Below are 23,844 nucleotides of genomic sequence, written 5' to 3'. Positions count from 1 at the left end.
GGCTCACCACTCCTCCTCGGTGCCCATCAGCTCGGCGGCGTCGACGCCGTGCTGCGACTCGACGACGATGCGCACGGCCTCCTCGACGCTGTCGGTCACGTGCAGCAGTTCGACGTCACCCTCGGAGATCTTGCCGCTCTCCACCAGCGTCGTCTTGATCCACTGGACCAGGCCGGACCAGTACTCCGTGCCGAACAGCACGATCGGGAACCGGGTGACCTTGCGGGTCTGCACGAGGGTCAGCGCCTCGAACAGCTCGTCCAGGGTGCCGAACCCGCCAGGCAGACAGATGAAGGCCTGCGAGTACTTGACGAACATGGTCTTGCGGGCGAAGAAGTACCGGAAGTTGATGCCGAGGTCGACCCACTCGTTCAGGCCCTGCTCGAACGGCAGCTCGATCCCGAGCCCGATCGAGTAGCCGCCCGACTCGCTGGCGCCGCGGTTCGCGGCCTCCATCACGCCGGGGCCGCCGCCGGTGATGACGGCGTACCCGGCCTCGGCCAACGCGGCGCCGAGTTCGCGACCCGCGGTGTACTCGGGGTGATCGGACCCGGTTCGGGCGGAACCGAACACCGTCACCGCCCGCGGCACCTCCGCCAGCGCACCGAAACCCTCGACGAACTCGCTCTGGATCCGGAGCACCCGCCACGGATCGGTGTGCACCCAGTCGGTCGGCCCACGCTGGTCGAGCAGCCGCTGATCGGTGGTGCTCGTGCCCACCTTGCGATCGCGTCGCAGCAGGATCGGTCCGCGGTGCTTGACCGAGGCACTGCCCCGCTTCGAGGTGTTCTGCTTCGCGGCCCGGCCGGGCGTCTTGTCGGGTGCCATGCGAGCAAGGCTATCCCGACAGGGGTGACCCATTTCACCGGGTAAACGCCAAAGCAAGCGATTGCAAAGTAGCTTAGCCTTCGCTAACTTCTTGTTCGCGGTGGCAACGACATGCCCCGCCCGCCTCGGTTGTCCGAGTTGCCCGGTCGAGATTCCTTGTGAGGGGATTGCATTGAGTGTGAAGAGCGTGTCCGGGGTGCGGGGCGCCCGCATCGGAGGCGTCGCCGCCGCCGCGATGGCGATCGGCCTGATGTCCACCGGTGCGGCCCACGCCGACACCTTCGTGCCGCTGCCCGACGGGCAGAAGGCCGGACCGGGAGCGGTCGTCTCCCGCACCGGCGAGAGCGCCCTGATCTCCCCGTCGCTCGCCGCCAACGGCGCCGGCCGCACGGCGTGGGTCTCGGGCACGGTCACCGCCGACGTCACCGGCGTCACCAAGGAGACCGAGGCCGGCCCCTGGAACGGCGCGACCAACGACAAGGGCACCAACAACTCCTCGACGCACGGGGTCTCGCGGATCAGCACCGGCTACATCGTCGGCTGCCAGGTCGACATCACCGGCCTCGGCGGCTCCATCGGCGCGGGCATCGACCTCTCCGGCCCATCGATCTCAGGTTCGCTGACCGTCCCGGTCTCCGCAGGCCAGGTCAAGTTCGTCGGCGTCTCCGGAAAGGACATCAAGAAGAACGGCAAGTACTCGGTCCAGTACCAGGACACCCAGCTCGAGATCCAGAACTGCGGCGGCTTCGCCCAGGCCCGTTCCTACACGGTGGTCGAGATCGTCGGCGACAACTACTCCAAGACCACCCTGTACGGCCAGCCGTTCAGCATCGGATAGGAAGACGAAATCATGAACTCCAGCACCACCGGCCTGCGTCGCGGGCTGCAGATCTCGGCCGTCGGCGCCGCCACCGCCGTCGCGGTCGGCTTCCTGTCCGCGGGCGCCGCGAACGCCGACACCTTCGTCCCCCTGCCTGACGGCACCATCAGCAAGACCCTCGCCGACGGCACCGTCGTCACGATCACCCGTACCGGCGAGACCGCCAACATCTCGCCGTCGATGGGCGCGACCCCGCTGCACCGCAACGTGTGGGTGTCCGGCCGAATCGGCGCCGAGGTCACCGGGCCGAATGCCAAGGGCGGCAGCATCACTGCGGGCTATGTGGTGGCCTGCCAGCTGACCCTCGGCGGCAAGGGCGGCGCCGACACCGGGATGTCCTCGAGCTGGGAGGGCGAGAGCGTCAAGCAGACCGCCAAGGGCTCCGGCACCGTCAGCATCGGCCCCGGCCAGGCCAAGAACATCCGGCTCCTCGACCTGGAGAAGGAGGACAGCTACGGCAACGAATCCCACTCCGGCGCGAACTCGTTCAAGGGCAGGTCCGGCTCGGTCACCTATGCCGACTCCACGATCGGCGTCGAGGGCTGCGCCGGCTACGCGCAGGCCCGCTCTTACGCCACCGTCTCGGTGAGCACGGACAACATCACCAGCAGCACCACGCTTTGGGGACAGCCGTTCAGCATCGGCTAGCCACCGCCCGACGACTCCGGCCCCACCACGACCGCCGTGGTGGGGCCGGACCCGTTCCGGTCATGCGCTGAGGTAGCCGCGCAGCACCCGGGTGACCTCGGTGATCTGCGAGACCGGCACGTGCTCGTCCCGCTTGTGCGCGAGGTTCGGGTCTCCGGGTCCGTAATTGACGGCCGGGATGCCGAGCGCCGAGAACCGGGCGACGTCGGTCCAGCCGTACTTCGCGCGGAACTGTCCGCCCGCCGCGCCGATCAGCGCGGCGGCGGCCGGTGCGCCCAGGCCCGGCAGCGCCCCGGCCGAACTGTCCGTCACCTCGAAGCCGAGGCCGAGACCGTCCACCACCTCACGGACGTGTTCGATCGCCTGGTCAACGCTGCGGTCGGGCGCGAACCGGAAGTTCACGTCCACCTCGGCGGCGTCGGGCACCACGTTCCCCGCCACTCCCCCGGCGATGCGCACCGCGGACAGGCCCTCGCGGTAGACACAGCCGTCGATGTCCACCGACCGCGCCTGGTAGTCGGCGAGCCGGGCCAGCAGCGGTCCGAACTTGTGGATCGCGTTGTCCCCCAGCCAGGATCGCGCCGAGTGCGCGCGGGTTCCCGAGGTCGTCAGTCGCACCCGCAGGGTGCCCTGGCAGCCGGCCTCGATGAACCCGCCCGATGGTTCCCCCAGCACCGCGACGTCGGCCTGCAGCCACTGCGGCAGCTCGCGTTCGATGCGGCCGAGCCCGTTGTGCACGGCCGCGATCTCCTCGCAGTCGTAGAACACCAGCGTCAGGTCGTGCGCGAGTTCCTCGATCGTCGCGGCCAGGTGCAGGAACACCGCATCGCCGGACTTCATGTCGACGGTGCCGCAGCCGTGCAGCAGCTCGCCCCGCTCGGGGTCGACGGTGCGCGTGCTCGGCACGTTGTCGGCGATCGGCACCGTGTCCAGGTGGCCGGCCAGCATCACCCGGCTCGGCAGTCCCAGATCCGTGCGCGCGAGCACCGCGTTGCCGTTGCGGATCACCTCGAAGCCGATGGTCTGCTCGCGCAGCGCCGCCTCCACGGCATCCGCGATCAGCGCCTCGTCGTGCGAGACGCTCGGGATGTCGACCAGGGCTGCGGTCAGGTCGATCGGGTCGGCGTGCAGGTCAAGGCGCGGCAGTGAGGTCACCGTCCCAGATTAGGCGGCTCCGCCGCCCTGGTGTCCTATTGGTCCAGGGCGGACCAATAGGACACCAGGGCACCATGTGCAAAGGCGTCCGGTGGTGGCGAACTCCACGGACCGGTGACCGCGAACGAAATAGCCGGACGCTGGAATGCGTGTTCCGAGGCAGTCGTTCGGTGGGACGTTAGTTGTTGGTGATCTTGAAGCCGCTGCCGGTGATGCCGCGCGGGTTCAGGTCGTCGAGAATCCTCTTGGCAGAGGTGTAAACGTGCTGGTAGAAGAGGTTTCCTCCCGGCCAAATCCACGACGAGATGCCAGCCCACTTGTTGCTCTGGCCCTGAACAAAGGCGGGACCACCCGAGTCGCCCGGCTTCATACCTGCTTGGGAATAGAGAAGTCCGCCGCTGCTGTACCCAATGGGGCCGCACCGAACGTTCCTGGGATCACCCGCCTGGGCGAAGAACTGGGTGGTGGTGGAACCAGCATTGCAGAGGGTCTGATTCCACCCCGGGTTCATCGGATTCCCGGCGGCGTCGGCGTAGATCTCGTTCATCTTCCACCAAGGCTGGGAAGGAACTTCGATCGGACCGGGGTCCAGGCTCGTATTGGGATCGTAGGGCGTCCCGTTCGCATTGGGTCCGTACTTGGGGGTCGTCATCAACTGGCTGGAGAGGGTGACGTTTTCGGCGAACTCGATCACCATGTAGTCGAGCGGCCCTCGGAGGGGTCCATCGCGCTCATCGTCCGATACCCAGCGGATCCAGCCGATGGGTCCCGCAGCGACGTCACGCCAGTCCCAGACGGGGTGGGTGTTGTCGAGGGTGTGAACCTGCGTCATCGGACCGACGTAGATCCGCTTCAGAGGCCCCTCGGTCTCCCACGGGTTGCAGTGTCCGGCGGTGATACCAACTTTCCTGTTGCCGGAGTCGGTGCCGACTGCACCGAGGGTGCACATGTTGCCCTTTTCCGTGTAGTCGTCGAAGGCGAGCCTCATACCTGCTGCGACCGTCTTGGCGGGCGGGACGGCTGGGGCGGGAATTTGCACCGATTCCGCCTGGGCTGTGCCCGCGCCGAGGCCGACGATCAGCGTGGTTGCGGTGAGCAGGCCGGTGAGATACCGGGTCGTACGTTTCATGTAGAGCTCCTGATGGTTCTCGCGGACTTGACAACCGCGGACGCTAAACCATCCGGTCGGTTTGCATCAGGAAACGGCCCAGACGGCTCCGCCGCCCGTGCGCGGTTAGCGGGTCCACAGACTCGTCAACCGCGCACGGGCGCGAAGCGCCTAGATCTCGTAGATGTCGCCGTCGAACCCAGCCCGGAACAGCCGTCCGGCGGAGAACCCGGCGCCGCCGTTGCCGAAGGTCAGCACGCTCGACCCCGGCAAGCCGCCTGCGAGCGCGCAGTACCGGTTCGGCCCGTCCACCCGCAGGATCTCCCCGCTGACGTCGGTCGGCACGATCGGGCGGCCCGCCGCGTCCAGCACCAGGCCGTCCGGCGCGACGAACGTGTCGGCGCCGCCGAAGTCCACCAGCGACTCGGGCGCCGCCGGATTCGCCAGCGGGATCCGGCTCACGCCCGGATTGGCGAAGGTCCGCGAGACGTAGAGGTAGCGGTCGTCGCCGCTGAGCGCGGCGCCGTTCGCGCTGGGCAGCACCGCCCAGTCGGGCTGCACGACACCATTCGGCAGCACCCGCCCGACCAGCGACGCGAGGTCGTTGGTCGCGTACACGGTGCCGTCTCGGGTCACCGCGAGGCCGTTTGCCGCGGAGAGCCCGGACGCGAACGGGCGCACCGCGCCGGTCCCGACGTCGATCTTGACGATGCCGGCCGGCCGCGCGACATCGCCGACGAACACGCGGGCGTCGCCGTAGCCGACCAGCAGGCCGCCGTCCGGCGCGAAGGCCAGGCCGCCACCGATCGGACCGGGCAGGGTCGCGAACGGCACCGCAGGGGCGCCGGGCCTGTCGATGCGGAGCACCCGGTTGCTGCGCAGGTCGGTGAGATAGAGCCGACCGGCGCCGTCGACCGCCGCGCCCTCGATGGCGGCGCCGGGAACCCGGCCGACCAGCACGGGCGCCCGCCCCGCGCCCGGGCAGAGCGGCGCGGCTCCCGCCTGCGGCGTCGACAACAGCGAGAGCGCCGCGGCCACCGCGGCCCCGGCCGCCGCGATCCTGACCGAGCGAGCGAATCCGATTCCACGCATGCGTCCCCACATCCATCCGGCTGGTACGACGGTCGATGAGCACAGCCTTCCACGGGATGCGCTCGGGTGACGGTTCAATTACTCCAGCCGGTACCCTGACTGCCCGTGAGCACTCAGGGAGCATCGGCAGTCGGTATCGCAAACGTGACCACGGGCGGGGTCGTCCTCGACACCTGGTACCCGGAGCCCACGCTGGGCGAACACGCTCAGGCGGACACCGCCGTGCTCGAGGGTTCCGACATCCCGGCCGAGCTGGCCGTGCTGGTCGGCGACGACGAGGCCCGCGGTGTCCGCACCGTCGCGGTGCGCACCACGATCGCCGACCTGGCCGCGGCGCCGGTCGACGCGCACGACGCCTACCTGCGCCTGCACCTGATCTCGCACCGCCTCGTCCAGCCGCACGGCGCGAACCTGGACGGCGTCTTCGGCCTGCTCGCCAACGTGGTGTGGACCAACTTCGGCCCCTGCGCGGTCGAGGGCTTCGAGCTGGTGCGCGCCAAGCTGCGCGCCCGCGGCCAGGTCACCGTGTACGGCATCGACAAGTTCCCGCGCCTGGTCGACTACGTGGTCCCCTCCGGCGTCCGGATCGCCGACGCGGACCGGGTCCGCCTCGGCGCGCACCTGGCCAGCGGCACCACGGTCATGCACGAGGGCTTCGTGAACTTCAACGCAGGCACCCTCGGCAACTCGATGGTCGAGGGCCGCATCTCCGCAGGCGTCGTCGTCGACGACGGTTCCGATGTCGGCGGCGGCGCCTCGATCATGGGCACCCTCTCCGGCGGCGGCAAGGAGGTCATCTCGGTTGGCAAGCGCTGCCTGCTCGGCGCGAACTCCGGCCTCGGCATCTCCCTCGGCGACGACTGCGTGGTCGAGGCCGGCCTGTACATCACCTCCGGCACCAAGGTCTCCGGCCCCGACGGCACGGTGATCAAGGCCAAGGAGCTCAACGGCCAGTCCAACATCCTGTTCCGCCGCAACTCCGTGTCCGGCGCCGTCGAGGTGACCCCGTGGAAGGGCACCGGCGTCGAGCTCAACGCGGCGCTGCACAAGAACGACTGACGATGACGACGAGCGACCCGGCAAAGGACACCGCCACGGCCCCCGCCGAGGAGGGCGACACCTCGCACCTCGGGCACGGGCTCAAGGTCCGCCATCTCACGATGATGGGCCTCGGTTCCGCGATCGGCGCCGGGTTGTTCCTCGGTACCGGGGTCGGGATCGCGAAGGCCGGCCCGGCCGTGCTGATCTCGTACATCATCGCCGGCATCATCGTGGTCTTCGTGATGCGGATGCTCGGCGAGATGGGCGCCGCGATCCCGGCCAGCGGCTCGTTCAGCCATTACGCCCGCATCGGCATCGGCGAGTGGGCCGGCTTCACGATGGGCTGGCTGTACTGGTTCATGCTGATCATGGTGCTCGGCGCCGAGATCACCGGCGCCTCGGCAATCGTGCACGGATGGCTGCCAGGGGTACCGCAATGGGTGGTGGCGCTGGTCTTCGTCACCTTCTTCGCGGTGGTGAACCTGGCCAAGGTGAGCAACTTCGGCGAGTTCGAGTTCTGGTTCGCCGCCATCAAGGTCGCGGTCATCGTCGCCTTCCTGGTGATCGGCGTGCTGCTGGTGTTCGGGCTGCTGCCGGACACCGACCCGGTCGGGTTCACGAACCTGCTCGGCCAGGGCGGCTTCATGCCGAACGGGTTCGCGGGCATCGCCGCGGGCCTGCTCGTGGTCGCGTTCGCGTTCGGCGGCATCGAGATCGTCACCATCGCCGCGGCCGAGTCGAAGGACCCGGAGCACTCGATCGCCACCGCCGTGCGCAGCGTGGTGTGGCGCATCAGCGTGTTCTACATCGGCTCGATCGCGATCATGGTGCTGGTGCTGCCATGGGATTCGCCGCAGCTGCAGAGCGGCCCCTTCGTGGCCGTCCTGAACCAGGCCCACATCTCCTACGTGGCCGGTTTCATGGAGCTGGTGGTCGTGGTGGCCCTGCTGTCCGCCTTCAACGCCAACGTCTACGGCACCTCCCGGATGGCCTACTCGCTCGCCCGGCGCGGCGACGGTCCGGCGCTGCTGGCAGGCCTGTCCAAGACCGGGGTGCCGACCAACGCTGTGCTGCTCTCGGTGTTCTTCGGTTTCGTCAGCGTGCTGCTGAACTGGCTGCTGCCGGATTCGCTGCTGTCGATCCTGCTCAACGCGGTCGGCGCCGCGCTGCTGGTGATCTGGATCTTCATCGTGGTCTCGCAGCTGCGGCTGCGCCCGCGATTGGAGGCCGAGGGCAAGCTCAGCCTCCGGATGTGGGGTTTCCCCTACCTGAGCTGGTTCACCCTTGCCGCGCTCGGCGGCCTGATCCTGCTGATGCTGACGGACGCCGACGCCCGCAAGCAGCTGATCTCCACCGCGGTGCTGTTCGCGGTGATCGCCGGCCTCTCGGTGCTCAACGCGCGCCGGCGGCGTGCGGCCGCCTAGGCAGCCGCACGCGCGTCCGGCTCCGCTCAGCGCGCCGTGAAGCCACCGTCGATCGAGAGTGCGGCGCCGGTGACGAACGACGCCTCGTCGCTGAGCAGGAACGCGACGAACGGCGCGATCTCCTCCGGCTGGGCGACCCGGTTCACCGGGTGCAAGGCGCCGATCCGCGCCATCGCCTCGTCGGTGGGGGCCATGGACCCGCGCGAGAGCGGCGTGTCGACCCCGCCGGTGGTGATGGCGTTGACCCGGACTCCCCGCTCGGCGACCTCAAGCGCGACGGACCGGGTCAGGCCGACCACGGCGTGCTTGGCCGCGACGTAGGGCGCGACCTCGGGCAGCGCGACGACCCCCAGGTTCGACGCATTGTTGACGATGGCCCCGCGGGTCTCGAGGACGGCGGGAATCTGGTGCTTGAGGCAGTTGAAGACGCTGGTGACGTTCTGCGACATCTCCGCGTCCCAGTCAGCCCCGGCGATGCCGGACACCGGGCCGGACGCGTTGACGCCGCCCGCGTTGTTGAAGGCCCCGTCCAGGCGCCCGAACTCGGCGACCGCGGCGGCGACGAGCGCGGCGGCGTCCGCCTCGACCGACACATCCGCCGGCACGAAGGTCGCGGTGCCGCCCGCGGCCCGGATGCTCGCGGCAGCCTCCTCGCCGACGTCCTTGCGGCGAGCACCGAGCACAACAGCCGCGCCCTCCGCCGTGAGCCGACGGGCAACCGCGAGGCCGATGCCGGAGGTGCCGCCGGTGACGATGAAGACCTTGGAATCCAGGCGCGAAGACATGATGAGTCCTTTCGGAGATCTGCTGAGAGTGGCGCGATGTTCGCCTGAATCAGATTGCGGAATCCCTGCACTCGATGCTGGCGGGAATCGGACGACGCGTTTCGGGCGAATCGGGTCGGTGCGGCACCCCCGCGCATCCTGCACCTGGTGCCAGAAATCGCCCCGCGGCGGCCGGGCAGGACGTAGTGTCAGCGACCTACGTCCGTGACCGAACAGGAGTCCTTCGTGAGCTTCATCCTCGTCGAGCGGCCGCGAGAGAACGTGGCCCTGGTGACGCTGAACCGACCCGAGCGGATGAACGCGATGGCGTTCGACGTGATGGTTCCGCTCAAGGAATCCCTCGAGGCGATCAGCAACGACAACTCCGTGCGGGCGGTCGTCCTCACGGGAGCGGGCCGCGGGTTCTGCTCGGGCGCCGACCAGGCCTCCGCCGGCAGTCCCCCGCACATCGACGGCCTGACCCGCCCGTCGATCGCGTTGCGCGCCATGGAGATCCTCGACGACGTGGTGCTGGCGGTTCGCCGGATGCACCAGCCGGTGATCGCCGCGGTCAACGGCGCCGCGATCGGCGGCGGCTTCTGCCTGTCGCTGGCCGCGGACATCCGGCTGGCCTCCACCGACGCCTACTTCCGCGCGGCGGGCATCAACAACGGACTGACCGCGAGCGAGCTGGGGCTGAGCTACCTGCTGCCGCGCGCGATCGGGTCCTCCCGGGCCTTCGAGATCATGCTGTCCGGCCGGGACATCGACGCCGTGGAGGCCGAGCGGATCGGCCTGGTCTCGCGCCTGGTGTCCGGCGACGACCTGCTCGAGGAGTCGTTCACCCTGGCCGAGCGGATCGCGGCCTTCTCCCGGCCCGGCGTCGAGCTCACCAAGCGGACCCTGTGGTCGAGCCTGGACGCCTCCTCGATGGCCCAGCACATGAACCAGGAAGGCCTTGGCCAGTTGATGATCCGGCTGATGACCGACAACTTCGAGGAGGCCACCCTGGCGCGGCGCGAAAAGCGCGAGCCGGTGTTCCGGGACAGCAGGTAGCCGCGATTGCCCTCGAGCCGGACATGACATCCACGATGGATCCGTCAAGCAGCTGCCCGCCGTCGAGCTGACGGCGGGCAGCTGATGTCCGGCTCTACTTGGGGCCACCGCCTCCGCCGGTGCCACCGCCCGTTCCGCCACCGGTGCCGCCACCGCCGCCGGTGCCACCACCGGGTCGGCCCGGGCAGGGCTTGGGAACGGTGGGTCCGGTGCCGCCTCCTGCCGGCGCGGCGACGTAGGACGCGGCAACGACAGGCGGCGGGCAGGGATTCGGAGCCGTGGGACCCGGAACGGGTTCGGCGGGCTTGACGGCGCTTGCGGCCGTGACGGCGTAGGCCGGACCGGCTGCGGCCGCGGCGACGGCGAAACTGGCGGCGACGACCGCGATCGCGGTGCGGATCTTCGAGTTGGACATCTGGCCTCCAATGACCTGGGATGGGGTTTGCCCATCAATCGTCATCTGCACCAACATTTTTCAGTAGGCGCCCAGGGGTGCTCGAGAAGCACCCTCGGGAGGTGGGAATGTTCACCCTTGTCGGGGTTGCGTGCTCACGCCACCGTGATGATCAGCAGGAGCCACGCCACGCCGGGGAACCCGGCGGCAGTTCGCTACGTGGTACGCAACTCCCGCCTGTACCGCTCCGCGAACACGACCGCGGACACCACGAAGAATGCAGCGCCGACGAGCCAGCCGGTGGTCGGCCCGACGACCAGCCCGACCGCCGCGAACAGTGCGACCTGCGCATACAGTCGGGACGGATTGGGGAGCCTCCTGCGGGACGTCGGCGCCATCCACACCGACCAGATCCCCGCCGCGGCGACAGGCAACGCGATCGCAACGAGCACCCGACCGAGCAGTGAATCCATCATCGCGATCCCGGCCACGGCGAGAAGAACAAGCATCGCCAGCTCGCACAGGAACGCGATCAGTTCGAGCGGCCCGACCTTCTCCTGCGGCCGTTCACCCAACTCTTTCACCCCGCCCACCTCACGCCACCTTGATGATCAGCTTGCCGAAGTTGCGCCCGGCGAGCATCCCGTTGAAGGCGGCGGGCGCGTTCTCCAGCCCCTCGACGATGTCCTCGCGGTGCGCGATGCGGCCTGCGTGGATCCAGCCGGACATGTCGCCGACGAAGTGCTTGAAGTCGCTCTTGACGAACTCGCTCTGGATGAAGCCGCGGATCGTCAGGCTCTTCTTCAGCACGTCACTCATGAAGCCGGGCAACCGATCCGGGCCCGCCGGAGCCGCGGTGTCGTTGTAGTGCGAGACCAGCCCGCACACAGGAACCCGCGCGAAGTCGTTCAGAAGCGGGAACACCGCGGCCCACACGGCGCCGCCGACATTCTCGAAGTACACGTCGATTCCGTCGGGGCAGGCCGCCGCGAGTTGGTCGGCGAAGTCGGGGGCGCGGTGGTCGATCGCGGCGTCGAAGCCGATCTCGCGCAGGTAGGCAACCTTCTCCGGCCCGCCCCCGATGCCGACCGCCCTGGCGCCCTTGATCTTCGCGATCTGCCCGACGGCCGATCCGACCGGCCCGGTCGCGGCGGCGACCACCACCGTCTCACCCGGCTTGGGATCGCCGATGCGCAGCAGTCCCGCGTAGCCGGTGAAGCCGGGCATCCCCAACACACCCAACCAGCTCTGCACCGGCGCGGCATGCGGGTCGAGCTTGCGCACGTGGTGCGCGTCGATCACCGAGTGCGTCTGCCAGCCCGAGAAGGACAAGACCACATCGCCCGCGTGGAAGGCCGGGTCCCTCGACTCGATCACCTCGCACACGGTGCCGCCGACCATGACGTCGCCGAGCTCGACCGGATCGGCGTACGACTTCGCCGCGCTCATCCGGCCCCGCATGTAAGGATCGAGCGAGAGGTAGAGGGTCTTGAGCAGCAACTGCCCGTCGCCCGGAGCGGGGACCGGGACGGTCTCGAGCCGGAAATCGGATGGCCGGGGTTCGCCGACGGGGCGTGACGCGAGCACGATACGGGTGTTCTCGGCTGGCATGGTCATGGTTATCGAGGTTAGTCGTGTCGGGCTCAAAAGGAGCCGTCTCCGCCCACGGTTCGCCTCGACGCGCGAGATCGCGCCGGGTGTCATAGCGTGACCGCCGTGCGCGCGCCCCTCACCCGCCGGTCCCTGCTCCTCGGCCTCGCAGGCGGCTTCGCCTTCGCCGCGCACCGCGTCACGGTCGGCGGGCCCACCGTCGCCGGTTCCGAGCCACTCCCGATCGGGCCGTCCGGGATCCTCCCCGAAACCCCGCCGTTGAGCCCGGTCCCGCCCTCGGTGGCGACGGTGCAGGCCAGGTACGCGGGCGCGGTCCCCCACGAATGGGGCCTGGCCGTCACCGGGACCAGGACCCGGCTCGCGCTGCCCGACCGCAGGCTCGCCCTCACCTTCGACGCCTGCGGCGGCCACGGGGGTACCGCGGTGGACGCCGACCTGCTGGGACTGCTGGAGCGGGAGAGGCTGCCCGCCACCCTGTTCCTCAACGGCCGCTGGATCGACGCCAATCCGACGCTGGCCGTCCGCCTGGCCGGCAACCCGTTGATCGAGCTCGGCAACCACGGGACCCACCACCTGCCGCTGTCGGTGACCGGACGATCGGCCTACGGGATCGCGGGCACCCGTTCCGTGGCGGAGGTCATCGACGAGGTGCTCGTCAATCACCGACGGCTGCAGGAGATCACCGGCGTGGCGCCGCGCTGGTTCCGGCCGGGCACAGCCCACTGCGACGAGGTCGCGGCCGCCATCGTCCGGGATCTCGGCGAGGAGGTCGTCGGTTTCACGGTGAACGGCGATTCCGGCGCGACCATGCCCGCCGCGAAGGTCCGGGGTGCGCTCACCTCAGCGGCACCCGGATCGATCGTGATCGCGCACATGAACCGCCCCGCGGGAGACACCGCGGAGGGACTGGCCGCAGCCCTGCCCGCGCTGCGCGAGCAGGGACACGAGTTCGTCACGCTCAGCGGCGCGGGCGCATTGGCCTAGGCCCAGCGGATTCAGCCGAGCTTGTTCTTCTGTACCTTGCCGAGTGCGTTGCGCGGCAACGAATCCACCACCCGGATCTCGCGAGGCCGCTTGTGCGCGGACAGCTCCGCGACCACGTGCTCGATCAGGTCCTCGGGCGAGGGCACATCGCCGACCACATAGGCGACCAGCCGCTGTCCCAGGTCGTCGTCCGGCACCCCGACCACCGCGACCTCGCGGACCGCCGGGTGGCCCAACAGCGAGGTTTCCACCTCGCCCGCCCCGATCCGGTAGCCGCCGGACTTGATGAGGTCGGTCGATTCACGGCCCACGATCCGATGGAATCCGTGCTCGTCGATCACCGCGACGTCCCCTGTCTTGAACCAGCCGTCCTCGGTCCACGACGCCGCGGTCGCGTCCGGGCGACCCAGGTAACCGTCGAACAGCATCGGGCCGCGCACCTGCAGTTCGCCGATGCTCTCGCCGTCGTGCGGGACCGGGGTGCCGTCCTCGTCGATCAGCCTGGTCTCCACACCCGCCACCGGCAGCCCCACCCAACCCGGTCGGTGCTCACCGCCCACCCGGGTGCTGACCGTGATCATGGTCTCGCTCATGCCGTAGCGCTCGATCGGCACCAGCCCGGTCAGGTCCGCCAGCCGCTCGAACACCGGAACCGGGAGCGGGGCGCTGCCGGAGACCAGCAGCCGGGCCCCGCTCAGCGCCTTGGCCGACACCTCGTCCTCGACCACCCGCGACCACACCGTCGGCACACCGAAATAGAGCGATCCGTTGGCCTGCGCATAGGCCGCTGGGGTGGGACGCACGGTGTGGATCAGCCTGCTGCCGACCCGCAGCGGGCCGAGCAGACCCAGGATCAGGCCGTGCACGTGGAACAGCGGAAGTCCGTGCACCAGAGTGTCGTTCGCGGTCCACTTCCAGGCATCCGCGAGCGCGTCGAGGCCGGCCGCGATGGCACCCCTGCTCAGCAGCACGCCCTTCGGCGGCCCCGTGGTGCCGGAGGTGTACAGCACGAAGGCGATCGAGGACGGGGGCGGTTCGGGGTGAGAGTGCCAGTCGCGGGTGTGCAACCGCACCGGCACCACCGGCAGATCCGTCCCGTCGGGCGCCGCACCCAGCCACGCCTGCGCACCCGAATCGCGCAGGATGTGGTCGAGCTCGGCGGATCCGGCGTCGGGCGGCACCGGCACGACCGTGACGCCCGCGAGCAGGCAACCGACCACCGCGATCACCGTCGACGCGGTCGGCGTGGCGAGGACGGCGACCCGCTCGGCGCCGCCGATGCGCTTGGCGAGCGCGCCGGCAGCGCCGAGGATGTCGCTGCGCGAGAGCGTGGTGTCGCCGATCCGGACGGCGTCGGGGAGATCGTCACCTCGGGCGACGGCGATGGCGTCTAGCGATCGAAGCAGCACCAGCCCAGCGTCTCACACGGACGGTTCACCAAAAGGCCAACACGTCGGCACCCGAGCCGCAACGATGAATTGGACCACGGCGATCGCCGTTGCGCTGGCGCTGATCGTCGCCGCTACCGGCGACGCGCGGCCGGTAGGCGACGGGACCTGACTCCGGCCCGGCACGCTTGGCGTACCGGGCCGGGAGGGAAGGGTCAGTCCGGGACGGTGATGCGCCCGTCCAGGACGGCCTTGCGGATCGATTCGCGCAACGCCGAACAGCGGCCGATCCGCGCACCGCGCTGGGTCAGCGACGGGTCCTGCTGGTACTCCTCGCAGATGACCTCGGGGTGGTCGGTGCTCCACTGGACCGTCGTCTGCTGCCAGCTGGCCTTCTCGACGAGGACCCGGTTGCCGCAGCGTTCGCAATCGACCGGCTGCATCAGGCCGAGGCCTCCGCGTCGGCCTTGCGGGCGATGTTGTCGGCGACTTCCTGCTTCCACGCCTCGACCGGCCTTGTTGTGTCGAGCTCGAACTCGAAGCGGTCCACCATCTCCGGCTTGACGTCCGCGACGTCGACGTAGAACTGCTCGTACCAGCGACGCAGCTGGTAGACGGGGCCGTCCTCGTTGGTGAGCAGCGGGTTGTCGATCCGGGTCTTGTTCTTCCAGATCTCGATGTCCTGCTCGAAGCCGATGCCGATGTAGCCGATCATCGCCTGCACCATCTGGTCGGCGATCTCCGCGGGGACCTCCTCGGTCTTCTTGACCTTGATGCCGTACATCAGCACGAACTGGTCCGGGCCAACCGGGTAGTGGCAGTTGATGAGGATCGACTCGGCCTTGAAGTGCTCGTAGTGGTACGTCAGGTCGTCGATCATGAACGACGGACCGTGGTACGCCGCCGTCGAGGTGGTCGACACCAGCTGCGGCACGTCCGGGTCGTCCCACTCGGTGATGTCCTCGCGGCCGACGCCCTCGTACTCCTGGATCGCGACGTGGCCCTCGAAGATGTTCTTGAAGTACGTGGGGAACGAGTAGTGCACGTAGAAGAAGTGCGCCATGTCGACGACGTTGTCGATGATCTCGCGGCAGTTGGTGTCGATGACGATCGACTTCCACACCCAGTCGGTCCACTCCGTGCCCTCGGGGCACATCTGCGGGATCGTCACGTCCGCCGGCGGCGGGTTGCCCTCCGGGTCGTTCCACACGAACAGCAGCTCGTCCTGCTCCATGGTCTGCCAGGTGCGGGTGCGGGCCAACGGCGGAACCCGGCGGGCGTAGGGGATGCCGGTGCACTTGCCATTGCCGCCCCAGCGCCAGTCGTGGAACGGGCAGGCGATCGAGTCGCCCTTGACGGTGCCCTGACTCAGGTCGCCACCCATGTGCCTGCAGTAGGCATCGAGGATCTTGATGTCGCCGTTGCTGTCGGCGAACACCACGAGCTTGGTCCCGAACGCCTCCACCGAGTGCGGCTTACCGTCCCGGAACTCCTCCACCAGGCCCAGGCAGTGCCAGCCGCGCGCGAAGCGGGCGGGCGGCGTGCCCTGGTCGATGATGCGAACCTCGTCGGTGATCTCGGTGTCCACGTTGGTCATGAAGCGTCTCCTCGTTCAGCGGCCGGGCTGGGCCGCGGTGATGCCGATCACAGCTCTTCTCAATCTCCTTGCACTAGAACGTGTTCTCCAGGACTGTTCCCACCCAGCGGGCGGTTACCCGTTTCGACCGCGATCACATGGGTTCAGTCCCTCGTGAGAATTGAGCGCACGAAGAAGCCGAGGTTGGCGGGCCGCTCCGCGAGCCGGCGCATGAAGTAGCCGTACCACTGGCCGCCGTACGGCAGATAGACCCGCATCTGGGCGCCGAGCCCGGCAAGGCGGAGCTGTTCGCCGTCCCTGATCCCGTAGAGCATCTGGTTCTCGAAGTCCGCCGCGCCCCGCCCCGAGCCCGCCGCCATCGAGTCCGCCTCCGCGATGATCGCCGGGTCGTGGGAGGCCACCATCGGGTAGCCGGCGCCCTCCATCAGCACCCGCAGGCAACGCAGGTAGGACGCGTCCACGTCCGCCCTGGCCTGGAAGGCGACCGATTCCGGTTCCCGGTAGGCGCCCTTGCACAGCCGGATCCGCGAACCCTGGCCTGCCAGTTCGCGGCAGTCCGCCTCGGCACGACGCAGGTACGACTGCAGCACGGCGCCCAGCCACGGGTAGTCGGCCCGCAGTTCGCGGACGATCGACAGGGTCGAGTCGGTGGTGGTGTGGTCCTCGGCGTCAACGGTGATCCAGATCCCGGCACTCTCGGCCGCGGCGCAGAGCGTCCGCGCGTTCGCCAGCGCGATGTCGCGGCCGTCGACGGGCAGCGCCTGCCCCAGCGCGGACAGCTTCACCGACACCTCGAGTGGGCGCACATCGCCGGGCACCTTCGCCTCCGGCAGCTCCGCAAGGTCGGCGAGCAGTGCCAGATATTCGGCGACGGCGGCCCGGGCCTTGGCCTCGTCGGTGGTGTCCTCCCCCAGGTGGTCGATGCTGATCAGCCTGCCGGTGTCGAGGATCGCGCGCGCGGCGGTCAAGGCCGCCGCCCTGGTCTCCCCCGCGATGAACCGGGTGACGATGGATCGGGTCACCGGCGCCTTGGTGATCGCCGCCTTGAGCGCCGTCGATCGCGCGGCGGCCAGGATCGCGGGTCGCAGCGGGTTCTCGAACACCTGCGCCACCACGGCTACTCTTCCGGCTCCATGTGCGGATAGCGGTGGTCCGTCGGCGGGACGAAGGTCTCCTTGATGGTCCGGGCGGAGGTCCAGCGCAGCAGGTTGATCGGCGAGCCCGCCTTGTCGTTGGTGCCCGAGGCGCGGGCCCCTCCGAAGGGTTGCTGTCCGACAACGGCACCGGTCGGTTTGTCGTTGACGTAGAAGTTGCCCGCCGCGAATCGCAGTGCCGCGGCCGCCTTGTCGACCGCGACCCGGTCGTCCGCGATGATCGACCCGGTGAGCGCATAGGGGGCGCTCGAGTCCACCACCGCCAGCAGGTCCTCGAAGGCTCCCGGCTTGTCGTCGTCGTAGACGTGCACCGACAGGATCGGCCCGAAGTACTCGGTGGCGAAGGACTCGTCGCGCGGATCCTCGGCGAGCAGCACCGTCGGCCGGACGAAGTACCCCTCGCTGTCGTCGTATTTCCCACCGACGGCGATCTGGACGCCTGCGGCGTCGCGCGCCCGCTCGATCGCGGCGACGTTCTTGTCGTAAGCCGCGCGGTCGATGAGGGCCCCGCCGAAGTTCGAGAGGTCGGTCACGTCGCCATAGGTGAGCTGATCGACCTGGGCCAGGAAGGCCTCTCCCATCCTGTGCCACACCGACTTCGGGACGTAGGCACGGGAGGCTGCCGAGCACTTCTGGCCCTGGTACTCGAAGGCACCACGCACCAGCGCGGTGCTCAGCACCTCGGGATTCGCCGAGGCATGCGCGACCACGAAGTCCTTGCCGCCGGTCTCGCCGACCAACCGTGGGTAACCGCGATACGAGTCGATGTTGGCCCCCACCTCCCGCCAGAGATGCTGGAAAGTCCTGGTGGAGCCGGTGAAGTGAATGCCGGCCAGGCGCGGATCACCCAGCGCCACATCGGAAACCGCGGCACCCGAGCCGGTGACGAGGTTGATGACCCCCGGTGGCAGCCCGGCCTCCTCGAGCAGTTTCATGGTCCAGTACGCGGCGACGGTCTGCGTGGTCGACGGTTTCCAGACCACGGTGTTGCCCATCAGCGCGGGCGCGGTCGGCAGGTTGCCCGCGATGGCGGAGAAATTGAACGGCGTGATCGCGTAGACGAATCCCTCGAGCGGCCGGTACTCGAGCCGGTTCCACACCCCCGGTCCGGAGACCGGCTGATCGGCCAGGATCTGCCGGGCGAAGTGCACGTTGAACCGCCAGAAGTCGATCAGCTCGCACGGCGCATCGATCTCGGCCTGCTGGACCGACTTGGACTGACCGAGCATGGTCGCGGCGGCCAGCGTCTCCCGCCAGGGTCCGGAGAGCAGGTCCGCGGCCCGCAGCAGCACGGCGGCCCGGTCGTCGAAGGACAGGGCCCGCCAGCCGGGTGCGGCGGCGATCGCGGCCTCGACGGCCGCGTCCGCGTCCTCGTGGGTGGCGTTTGTGAGCGTCCCCAGCACGGCCGAATGACGATGCGGTTGAACGACGTCCACCCGCTCACCCGAGCCCTGCCGGTGCACACCCCCGATCACGTGCGGCAGCTCGACCGGCTCCGAGGCCAGCACGGTGAGCTTGGCGGTGAGCAACAGCCGCTCGCGGCTGCCAGGGGCGTACGAGTACACCGGTTCGTTGCTGGGCGAGGGAACCCGAGTGACGGCGTCCATGCTGCCTCCTGCCCGCGAGGGGAACGCTGCAGGGGCGGTACCCCGGCAACGAGGAACTCCGCCCCCAGGCTAGCGCCGTGGCGGGGTCCCCGGCCAGGTAACAGCGATCAGGCGGCGAGCCGTACGGCGGCGGCCGCGATCCGCTCGTCGGTCGCGGTGAGCGCGATCCGCACGTGCCGCCTGCTACCGGGACCGTAGAAGTCGCCCGGCGCGACCAGGATGCCCCGGTCCGCGAACCAGTCAACCGTGTCCCGGCAGGCCTCCTCGCGGGTGGCCCACAGGTACAGGCCTGCCTCGGAGTTGTCGACGGTGAAGCCGGCGGCGCGGACGGCGGGCAGCAACACCTCGCGGCGGGCGCGGTACCGCTCCCGCTGCTCGTTCTCGTGCGCGTCGTCGTTCAGCGCCGCGGTCATCGCGGCCTGCACGGGGAACGGCATGATCATCCCGGCGTGCTTGCGCACCTCCAGCAGCTCCGCGACCAGGGCGGCATCGCCGGTGATGAAGCCGGCCCGGTAGCTGGCCAGGTTCGAGGTCTTCGACAACGAGTGCACGGCCAGCAGGCCGGTGTGGTCGCCGTCGCAGACGCGGGGGTCGAGGATCGAGTACGCCTCGGCCTCCCAGGTCAGGCCCAGGTAGCACTCGTCGGAGACGACGATCGCTCCACGCTGCCGCGCGAAGTCGACGACCTTGCGCAGGTGGTCGATGCCGAGCACCTTGCCGGTCGGGTTCGACGGCGAATTGATGAAGATCAGCGACGGGCTCTCGGGGCCGAGCCGCATGGTGCCGTCGGCGCGCAGCACCCTGGCACCGGCGAGCAGCGCGCCGACCTCGTAGGTGGGGTATGCGACCTCGGGGATGACGACCAGGTCATCGGCGCCGAGCCCGAGCAGCCGCGGCAGCCAGGCGATCGCCTCCTTGGTGCCGAGCGCGGGCAGCACGGCCGCCGGATCGAGCCCGGTGACCCCGTACCGCCGGGCCAGCGCACCGACCGCGGCCGCGCGCAGCTCGGGGGTGCCGTGCGTGGTCGGGTATCCCGGCACCTCCGAAACGGAGGCCAGCGCCTCGCGGATCAGCGGGTCCACCGGATCGACCGGCGTGCCGACCGAGAGGTTGACGATCCCGTCGGGATGGGACTCGGCCTTGGCCTTGGCTCCTGCCAACGAGTCCCACGGGAAGTCGGGCAAACCCGCGGACACGGGGACCCGGGTGCGAGCGGTCACGGCGGTACCGAGCAACTCAGTGCTCGCCCATCGGCGGCAGCGCCTTGATGAACGGCGGGTCGTAGTCGACCTTGCCGAGCTTGGCGGCGCCACCGGGCGATCCGAGATCCACGAAGAAATCGACATTCGCGCTGACGTAGGCGTTCCACTGGTCGGGCACGTCGTCTTCGTAGAAGATCGCCTCGACGGGGCAGACGGGCTCGCAGGCGCCGCAGTCCACGCACTCATCGGGGTGGATGTAGAGCATGCGGCCCCCCTCGTAGATACAGTCGACAGGGCATTCCTCGATGCACGCCTTGTCGAGAACATCCACGCACGGTTCAGCAATCGTGTAGGGCACTGCTGCTCTCCCTGCCTTTCGTAAAGACCATTACGCCGGGCGAACCCCCATGTCCGCCCAGGAGTTACCAGTATCTCCTCCCCGAGCCGGGCACACCCGCTTAGGGTGCCCTGACCGTCGGATTCGGTGCGAAACCGGGGAGCTCTCACAGACTACTGGGCAGCGGGCCGCAGCACCGGGTCGAAAGTCAGACGCTCGAGAGGCCCTGCACGCCCGATCGGCCCGCCGCTGTCCGCACCGTGTGGCCGTCGATCCAGCGCTGACCCTGCGCTGCCGCCCTGGCGAGGGCGCCCCGCTCACCGAAGTAGTCCGCCACCGCGCCGACCAGGGGCAGCTTCCCGATGGTCCGATAGGGCTGGCCCGGCTTCGGACGCTTCCCCAGCTCACCGGGGATCGCCCGCAGCATCCGGGAGGTGGTCCACATCGCGCCGAGCAGGGCGAACGGCCGCCAGGACGACCCGGCCTCGGGCGGCGTCGCATCCGGGTGTGCGAGCAGCGTCCTGGCGTCGGTCTGCCTGCGACAGAGCACCGAGGCGAGCAGATCCACCTGGGCGCTGCGATCGGTGACGCCGAGCTCCCTTGCGACCGCGACCAGCACCAGCGTCTGATTCGCGAACGCCAGCAGGTCCTGGATCGGCAGCCGCCGGGCCAGCGGCCCGAACACGCCGGGAAACGCCACCGCGATGGTGTTCAGCGCGCCGAGGCGGGTCACCCACCACCGGGCGCGGCGCTCGTCGCTCGCCCGCTCCCACGCGGCGGTGCCGGGCACCTCGGCGACATCGAGCAGCCAGGCCGCCGCGTCGAGCGCCTTCTCGAGAAGCGAGCGCTGCTCGGCGGTCGGCGTGAACGTACGAGCCTTGATCCGCAGCGGGTCGGTGCTCATCAGGTCGAGCACCGGGTTGATCCCCCAGGCCGCGCGGTCGAGCACCGCGACGACCCTGCCGTCGCCGATCGGATCCTTCTCGCTCATGCCACTCCCACCCTTTCGGCATATCCCGTCGTGCGCTGGCGGGCCGGGCGTCCGATCCCCTCGGCGATCGCCCGCAGCTCCGCCACCGTCATCTCCGATCCGTGCTGCGAACCGGCCATCCGCGAGATGGTCTCCTCCATCAAGGTGCCGCCCAGGTCGTTGGCGCCGCCCTGGAGCATCGCCTGGGTCCCCGCGACCCCGAGCTTGACCCAGCTGGTCTGGATGTTGTGGATCCGCCCGTGCAGCATGATCCGCGCCAGCGCGTGCGCGGCCCGGTTGTCGCGCTGGGTCGGTCCCGGCCGCGACGCGCCTGCCAGGTACAGCGGGGAACTCTGGTGCACGAACGGCAGCAGCACGAACTCGGTGAATCCGCCGGTGCGGTCCTGGATTCCGCGCAGCACGTTGAGGTGCCCCACCCAGTGGTGCGGCTGATCGACGTGCCCGTACATCATCGTCGAGCTGGACCGCAGGCCCACCTCGTGCGCGGTGGTGACCACGTCGACCCAGGTACTCGTCGGCAGCTTGCCCTTGGTGAGCACCCAACGCACCTCGTCGTCGAGGATCTCCGCCGCGGTGCCGGGGATCGAGTCCAGGCCCGCGGCGCGCAGGTCGGTGAGCCAGTCCCGCACGCTCTGGCCACCGCGGGAGGCGCCGTTCACGATCTCCATCGGGCTGAAGGCGTGCACGTGCATCGAGGGCACCCTGGCCTTGACCGCGCGGACCAGGTCCGCGTAGCCGGTGACGGGCAGCTCGGGATCGATGCCGCCCTGCATGCAGACCTCGGTGGCCCCTGCGACATGCGCCTCCCAGGCCCTGTCCGCCACCTCGGCCGTGGACAGGGTGAACGCGTCGGCGTCGCCCTTGCGCTGCGCGAAGGCGCAGAACCGGCAGCCGGTGTAGCAGATGTTGGTGAAGTTGATGTTCCGGTTCACCACGTAGGTGACGTCGTCGCCCACGGCGTCGCGGCGCAGGGCGTCGGCCAACGCGACCATCGCCTCGAGGCCCTCGCCTTCGGCGGTGGCCAGGGCCCGGTACTCGTCGTCGGTGCAGGCACCGGGGTCACGCTCGGCGCTGCGCAGCGCCGCCAGCACCTCGGAGTCGAGCCGCACGGGCGCGCCCTGGTTGGACAGCTCGAGGACCTGCTCGCGGACCGAGTCCCAGTCGCCGAACGCGCTGCCGAGGTCGCTGCGGGTCTCGGTGTTGCGGCCCTCGGTGTCGATCGCGGTGTTCAGGTCGACACGCCCCGCCGACTCCCACGCCTCGTCAGGTTCCTGCCAGGGCAGACCGGTCGGCCGGGTGTCCGGCCTGGCCAGCCCGGTCACCGGGTCCGCGAGGGCCTGCACGTGCGCGGAGATCCGGGGGTCGATCCACGGCGAGCCCGCGAGCACGTACGGCGGCTGCGCGGCCGTCCGCTCGATGAGCGTGTAACCCGCCTCCGCGGTGATCGTGGCCAGCGTGTCGAGGTTCGGCCACGGCCGCTCCGGGTTGACGTGGTCAGGGGTGAGCGGCGAGACCCCGCCCCAGTCGTCGACGCCCGCGGCGATCAGGGCGAGGCACTCGTCCGCGGACACCAGGTTCGGCGGTGACTGGATCCGCATGCCGGGACCGAGCAGCAGCCGGGCGACGGCGATGGTGGCCCGGAACTCCTCGATTCCCGCGTCCGGCGCGTCGCGCATCGCGGTGTCGTCCTTGGCAAGGAAGTTCTGGATGATGACTTCCTGGACGTGACCGAACGCCTTGTGGGACTTGCGGATCGCGAGAATGGACTCGGCGCGTTCGGCCACCGTCTCGCCGATGCCCACCAGGATGCCGGTGGTGAACGGAACCGAGAGCCTGCCCGCGTCGGTGAGGGTGCGCAGCCGAACGGCCGGATCCTTGTCGGGGCTGCCGTAGTGGCATTCACCCTTCTCGGTGAACAGCCGGGTCGAGGTGGTCTCGAGCATCATCCCCATCGACGGCGCCACCGGCTTGAGCCGCGAGATCTCCTCCCAGCTCATCACGCCCGGATTCAGGTGCGGCAGCAGTCCGGTCTCCTCGAGGACCCGGATCGCCATCGCCCGCACGTAGTCGAGCGTGGAGTCGTAGCCGCGCGAGTCGAGCCATTCCTGCGCCTCGGGCCAGCGGTCCTCCGGCCGGTCACCGAGGGTGAACAGCGCCTCCTTGCAGCCGAGCTCCGCGCCGCGCCGGGCGATGTCGAGCACCTCGTCCGGGTCGAGGAACATCCCGTGCCCCTCGGCCCGCAACTTCCCCGGCACCGTGACGAAGGTGCAGTAGTGGCACTTGTCCCGGCAGAGCCGGGTCAGCGGGATGAAGACCTTCCGCGAATAGCTGACCGTCAACGGCCGGCCCGCCGCCTCCAGCCCCGCGTCCCGAACCCGCGCGGCGGAGGCGGCCAGGTCGTCGAGATCGGCGCCGCGCGCGTGCAGCAGCACCGTTGCCTCGTCGACGTTGAGGGTGGCGCCGTCGCGGGCGCGGCGCAGCGCCCGGCGCATCGCGGACGGCGACGGGGCCGCCAACCCGTCCGGCGGAGCCGGGGCGGCCGCCTTCGCGGATCCCGACGGCATCGCGGGATCGGGCAGCATC

Annotated in this window: 23 protein-coding genes; 6 read left to right on the top strand and 17 right to left on the bottom strand. The window is 69.7% G+C overall.

The features are described 5' to 3' along the window. Window positions 1-3: 3 nt before the first annotated feature. Window positions 4-828 (bottom strand): LOG family protein, encoded by an 825-nt coding sequence (locus RM1_RS01265; RefSeq protein WP_027502646.1) that lies wholly within the window; start codon window positions 826-828, stop codon window positions 4-6. Window positions 829-1,000: 172 nt separating this feature from the next. On the opposite strand from RM1_RS01265, the gene RM1_RS01260 reads away from it, so the two are divergent. Then, window positions 1,001-1,666 carry an MspA family porin gene (locus tag RM1_RS01260; protein ID WP_072749620.1) on the top strand — a complete coding sequence of 222 codons (666 nt, stop codon included), beginning with the start codon at window positions 1,001-1,003 and terminating at the stop codon, window positions 1,664-1,666. A 12-nt stretch (window positions 1,667-1,678) separates the two neighbouring features. Then, entirely contained in the window at window positions 1,679-2,356 is a 678-nt protein-coding gene (locus RM1_RS01255; RefSeq protein ID WP_072749619.1) for an MspA family porin, read from the top strand. A gap of 60 nt (window positions 2,357-2,416) precedes the next feature. On the opposite strand, the gene dapE is transcribed toward RM1_RS01255, so the two are convergent. From dapE to RM1_RS01240, 3 genes are all read right to left on the bottom strand, one after another. Then, window positions 2,417-3,502 carry a succinyl-diaminopimelate desuccinylase gene (gene dapE / locus RM1_RS01250; RefSeq protein ID WP_092667800.1) on the bottom strand — a complete coding sequence of 362 codons (1,086 nt, stop codon included), beginning with the start codon at window positions 3,500-3,502 and terminating at the stop codon, window positions 2,417-2,419. 187 nt (window positions 3,503-3,689) lie between these two features. Next, window positions 3,690-4,640, bottom strand: coding sequence for a chymotrypsin family serine protease (locus tag RM1_RS01245; RefSeq protein WP_072749617.1), 951 nt, complete (start codon window positions 4,638-4,640; stop codon window positions 3,690-3,692). 150 nt (window positions 4,641-4,790) lie between these two features. Next, on the bottom strand, window positions 4,791-5,711 hold the full coding sequence (locus RM1_RS01240; protein ID WP_072749616.1) for an SMP-30/gluconolactonase/LRE family protein: 921 nt from the start codon (window positions 5,709-5,711) through the stop codon (window positions 4,791-4,793). A 105-nt stretch (window positions 5,712-5,816) separates the two neighbouring features. On the opposite strand from RM1_RS01240, the gene dapD reads away from it, so the two are divergent. Together dapD and RM1_RS01230 are read left to right on the top strand one after the other, a co-directional pair. Further along, entirely contained in the window at window positions 5,817-6,770 is a 954-nt protein-coding gene (gene dapD, locus RM1_RS01235; RefSeq protein WP_072749615.1) for a 2,3,4,5-tetrahydropyridine-2,6-dicarboxylate N-succinyltransferase, read from the top strand. Window positions 6,771-6,871: 101 nt separating this feature from the next. Then, window positions 6,872-8,176: an amino acid permease gene (locus RM1_RS01230; protein ID WP_231496693.1), complete on the top strand. Its 1,305-nt coding sequence runs from the start codon at window positions 6,872-6,874 to the stop codon at window positions 8,174-8,176. Window positions 8,177-8,202: 26 nt separating this feature from the next. Here RM1_RS01230 and RM1_RS01225 read toward each other — a convergent pair whose 3' ends face one another. Continuing rightward, window positions 8,203-8,961 carry an SDR family NAD(P)-dependent oxidoreductase gene (locus RM1_RS01225; protein WP_072749614.1) on the bottom strand — a complete coding sequence of 253 codons (759 nt, stop codon included), beginning with the start codon at window positions 8,959-8,961 and terminating at the stop codon, window positions 8,203-8,205. Window positions 8,962-9,186: 225 nt separating this feature from the next. On the opposite strand from RM1_RS01225, the gene RM1_RS01220 reads away from it, so the two are divergent. Beyond that, window positions 9,187-9,996, top strand: a complete 810-nt coding sequence (locus RM1_RS01220; protein ID WP_027503273.1) for an enoyl-CoA hydratase — start codon at window positions 9,187-9,189, stop codon at window positions 9,994-9,996. Window positions 9,997-10,090: 94 nt separating this feature from the next. Here the strand turns inward: RM1_RS01220 and RM1_RS26295 are convergent, their stop codons facing one another. From RM1_RS26295 to curA, 3 genes are all read right to left on the bottom strand, one after another. Further along, window positions 10,091-10,411 (bottom strand): hypothetical protein, encoded by a 321-nt coding sequence (locus RM1_RS26295; protein WP_092667789.1) that lies wholly within the window; start codon window positions 10,409-10,411, stop codon window positions 10,091-10,093. A 194-nt stretch (window positions 10,412-10,605) separates the two neighbouring features. After that, window positions 10,606-10,983, bottom strand: a complete 378-nt coding sequence (locus RM1_RS01215; protein WP_245815920.1) for a YrdB family protein — start codon at window positions 10,981-10,983, stop codon at window positions 10,606-10,608. A 1-nt stretch (window position 10,984) separates the two neighbouring features. Next, complete coding sequence (gene curA / locus RM1_RS01210; protein ID WP_072749613.1) at window positions 10,985-12,007, bottom strand: NADPH-dependent curcumin/dihydrocurcumin reductase; 1,023 nt, start codon at window positions 12,005-12,007, stop codon at window positions 10,985-10,987. Window positions 12,008-12,106: 99 nt separating this feature from the next. Here curA and RM1_RS01205 point away from each other — a divergent pair, with 99 nt between their 5' ends. After that, window positions 12,107-12,985 carry a polysaccharide deacetylase family protein gene (locus RM1_RS01205; protein ID WP_072749688.1) on the top strand — a complete coding sequence of 293 codons (879 nt, stop codon included), beginning with the start codon at window positions 12,107-12,109 and terminating at the stop codon, window positions 12,983-12,985. A gap of 11 nt (window positions 12,986-12,996) precedes the next feature. Here RM1_RS01205 and RM1_RS01200 read toward each other — a convergent pair whose 3' ends face one another. From RM1_RS01200 to RM1_RS01160, 9 genes are all read right to left on the bottom strand, one after another. Next, window positions 12,997-14,394 (bottom strand): acyl-CoA synthetase, encoded by a 1,398-nt coding sequence (locus RM1_RS01200; protein ID WP_072749612.1) that lies wholly within the window; start codon window positions 14,392-14,394, stop codon window positions 12,997-12,999. A 194-nt stretch (window positions 14,395-14,588) separates the two neighbouring features. After that, the gene (locus tag RM1_RS01195; RefSeq protein WP_072749611.1) at window positions 14,589-14,816 is read right to left on the bottom strand and encodes a hypothetical protein; all 228 of its coding nucleotides are present in this window, start codon (window positions 14,814-14,816) and stop codon (window positions 14,589-14,591) included. Beyond that, window positions 14,816-15,970 carry a 3-ketosteroid-9-alpha-monooxygenase, oxygenase component gene (locus tag RM1_RS01190; protein ID WP_072749610.1) on the bottom strand — a complete coding sequence of 385 codons (1,155 nt, stop codon included), beginning with the start codon at window positions 15,968-15,970 and terminating at the stop codon, window positions 14,816-14,818. Before RM1_RS01190 ends, RM1_RS01195 begins: the two co-directional genes overlap by 1 nt. A gap of 143 nt (window positions 15,971-16,113) precedes the next feature. Further along, window positions 16,114-17,082 (bottom strand): proline dehydrogenase family protein, encoded by a 969-nt coding sequence (locus RM1_RS01185; protein ID WP_245815919.1) that lies wholly within the window; start codon window positions 17,080-17,082, stop codon window positions 16,114-16,116. Between the two features lie 5 nt (window positions 17,083-17,087). Beyond that, entirely contained in the window at window positions 17,088-18,731 is a 1,644-nt protein-coding gene (gene pruA, locus RM1_RS01180; protein ID WP_072749608.1) for an L-glutamate gamma-semialdehyde dehydrogenase, read from the bottom strand. A gap of 107 nt (window positions 18,732-18,838) precedes the next feature. After that, entirely contained in the window at window positions 18,839-19,927 is a 1,089-nt protein-coding gene (gene dapC / locus RM1_RS01175) for a succinyldiaminopimelate transaminase (protein ID WP_072749687.1), read from the bottom strand. 40 nt (window positions 19,928-19,967) lie between these two features. After that, window positions 19,968-20,291 (bottom strand): ferredoxin, encoded by a 324-nt coding sequence (gene fdxA, locus RM1_RS01170; RefSeq protein ID WP_027502985.1) that lies wholly within the window; start codon window positions 20,289-20,291, stop codon window positions 19,968-19,970. Between the two features lie 187 nt (window positions 20,292-20,478). Continuing rightward, window positions 20,479-21,261, bottom strand: a complete 783-nt coding sequence (locus RM1_RS01165) for a hypothetical protein (protein ID WP_027502984.1) — start codon at window positions 21,259-21,261, stop codon at window positions 20,479-20,481. Continuing rightward, complete coding sequence (locus tag RM1_RS01160) at window positions 21,258-23,825, bottom strand: bifunctional FO biosynthesis protein CofGH (RefSeq protein ID WP_245815926.1); 2,568 nt, start codon at window positions 23,823-23,825, stop codon at window positions 21,258-21,260. The genes RM1_RS01165 and RM1_RS01160 overlap by 4 nt, the downstream gene beginning before the upstream one ends. Window positions 23,826-23,844 lie beyond the last annotated feature (19 nt).

It is taken from the genome of Rhodococcus maanshanensis NBRC 100610 (genome assembly GCF_001894865.1).
In the GTDB taxonomy this organism is placed as follows: Bacteria; Actinomycetota; Actinomycetes; order Mycobacteriales; family Mycobacteriaceae; genus Rhodococcus_G; species Rhodococcus_G maanshanensis.
Note: the sequence above shows the minus strand (reverse complement) of the source record. Positions and strands in the feature narration are given on the sequence as shown.

Coding starts and splice junctions, on each gene's coding strand:
- RM1_RS01255 (WP_072749619.1), top strand. CDS start 1,679: ATGAACTCCAGCACCACCGGCCTGCGTCGCGGGCTGCAGATCTCGGCC.
- RM1_RS01195 (WP_072749611.1), bottom strand. CDS start 14,816: ATGCAGCCGGTCGATTGCGAACGCTGCGGCAACCGGGTCCTCGTCGAG.
- RM1_RS01165 (WP_027502984.1), bottom strand. CDS start 21,261: ATGAGCGAGAAGGATCCGATCGGCGACGGCAGGGTCGTCGCGGTGCTC.
- RM1_RS01160 (WP_245815926.1), bottom strand. CDS start 23,825: ATGCCGTCGGGATCCGCGAAGGCGGCCGCCCCGGCTCCGCCGGACGGG.
- RM1_RS01265 (WP_027502646.1), bottom strand. CDS start 828: ATGGCACCCGACAAGACGCCCGGCCGGGCCGCGAAGCAGAACACCTCG.
- RM1_RS01230 (WP_231496693.1), top strand. CDS start 6,872: ATGATGGGCCTCGGTTCCGCGATCGGCGCCGGGTTGTTCCTCGGTACC.
- RM1_RS26295 (WP_092667789.1), bottom strand. CDS start 10,411: ATGTCCAACTCGAAGATCCGCACCGCGATCGCGGTCGTCGCCGCCAGT.
- pruA (WP_072749608.1), bottom strand. CDS start 18,731: ATGGACGCCGTCACTCGGGTTCCCTCGCCCAGCAACGAACCGGTGTAC.
- RM1_RS01190 (WP_072749610.1), bottom strand. CDS start 15,970: ATGACCAACGTGGACACCGAGATCACCGACGAGGTTCGCATCATCGAC.
- RM1_RS01240 (WP_072749616.1), bottom strand. CDS start 5,711: ATGCGTGGAATCGGATTCGCTCGCTCGGTCAGGATCGCGGCGGCCGGG.
- RM1_RS01225 (WP_072749614.1), bottom strand. CDS start 8,961: ATGTCTTCGCGCCTGGATTCCAAGGTCTTCATCGTCACCGGCGGCACC.
- curA (WP_072749613.1), bottom strand. CDS start 12,007: ATGACCATGCCAGCCGAGAACACCCGTATCGTGCTCGCGTCACGCCCC.
- RM1_RS01245 (WP_072749617.1), bottom strand. CDS start 4,640: ATGAAACGTACGACCCGGTATCTCACCGGCCTGCTCACCGCAACCACG.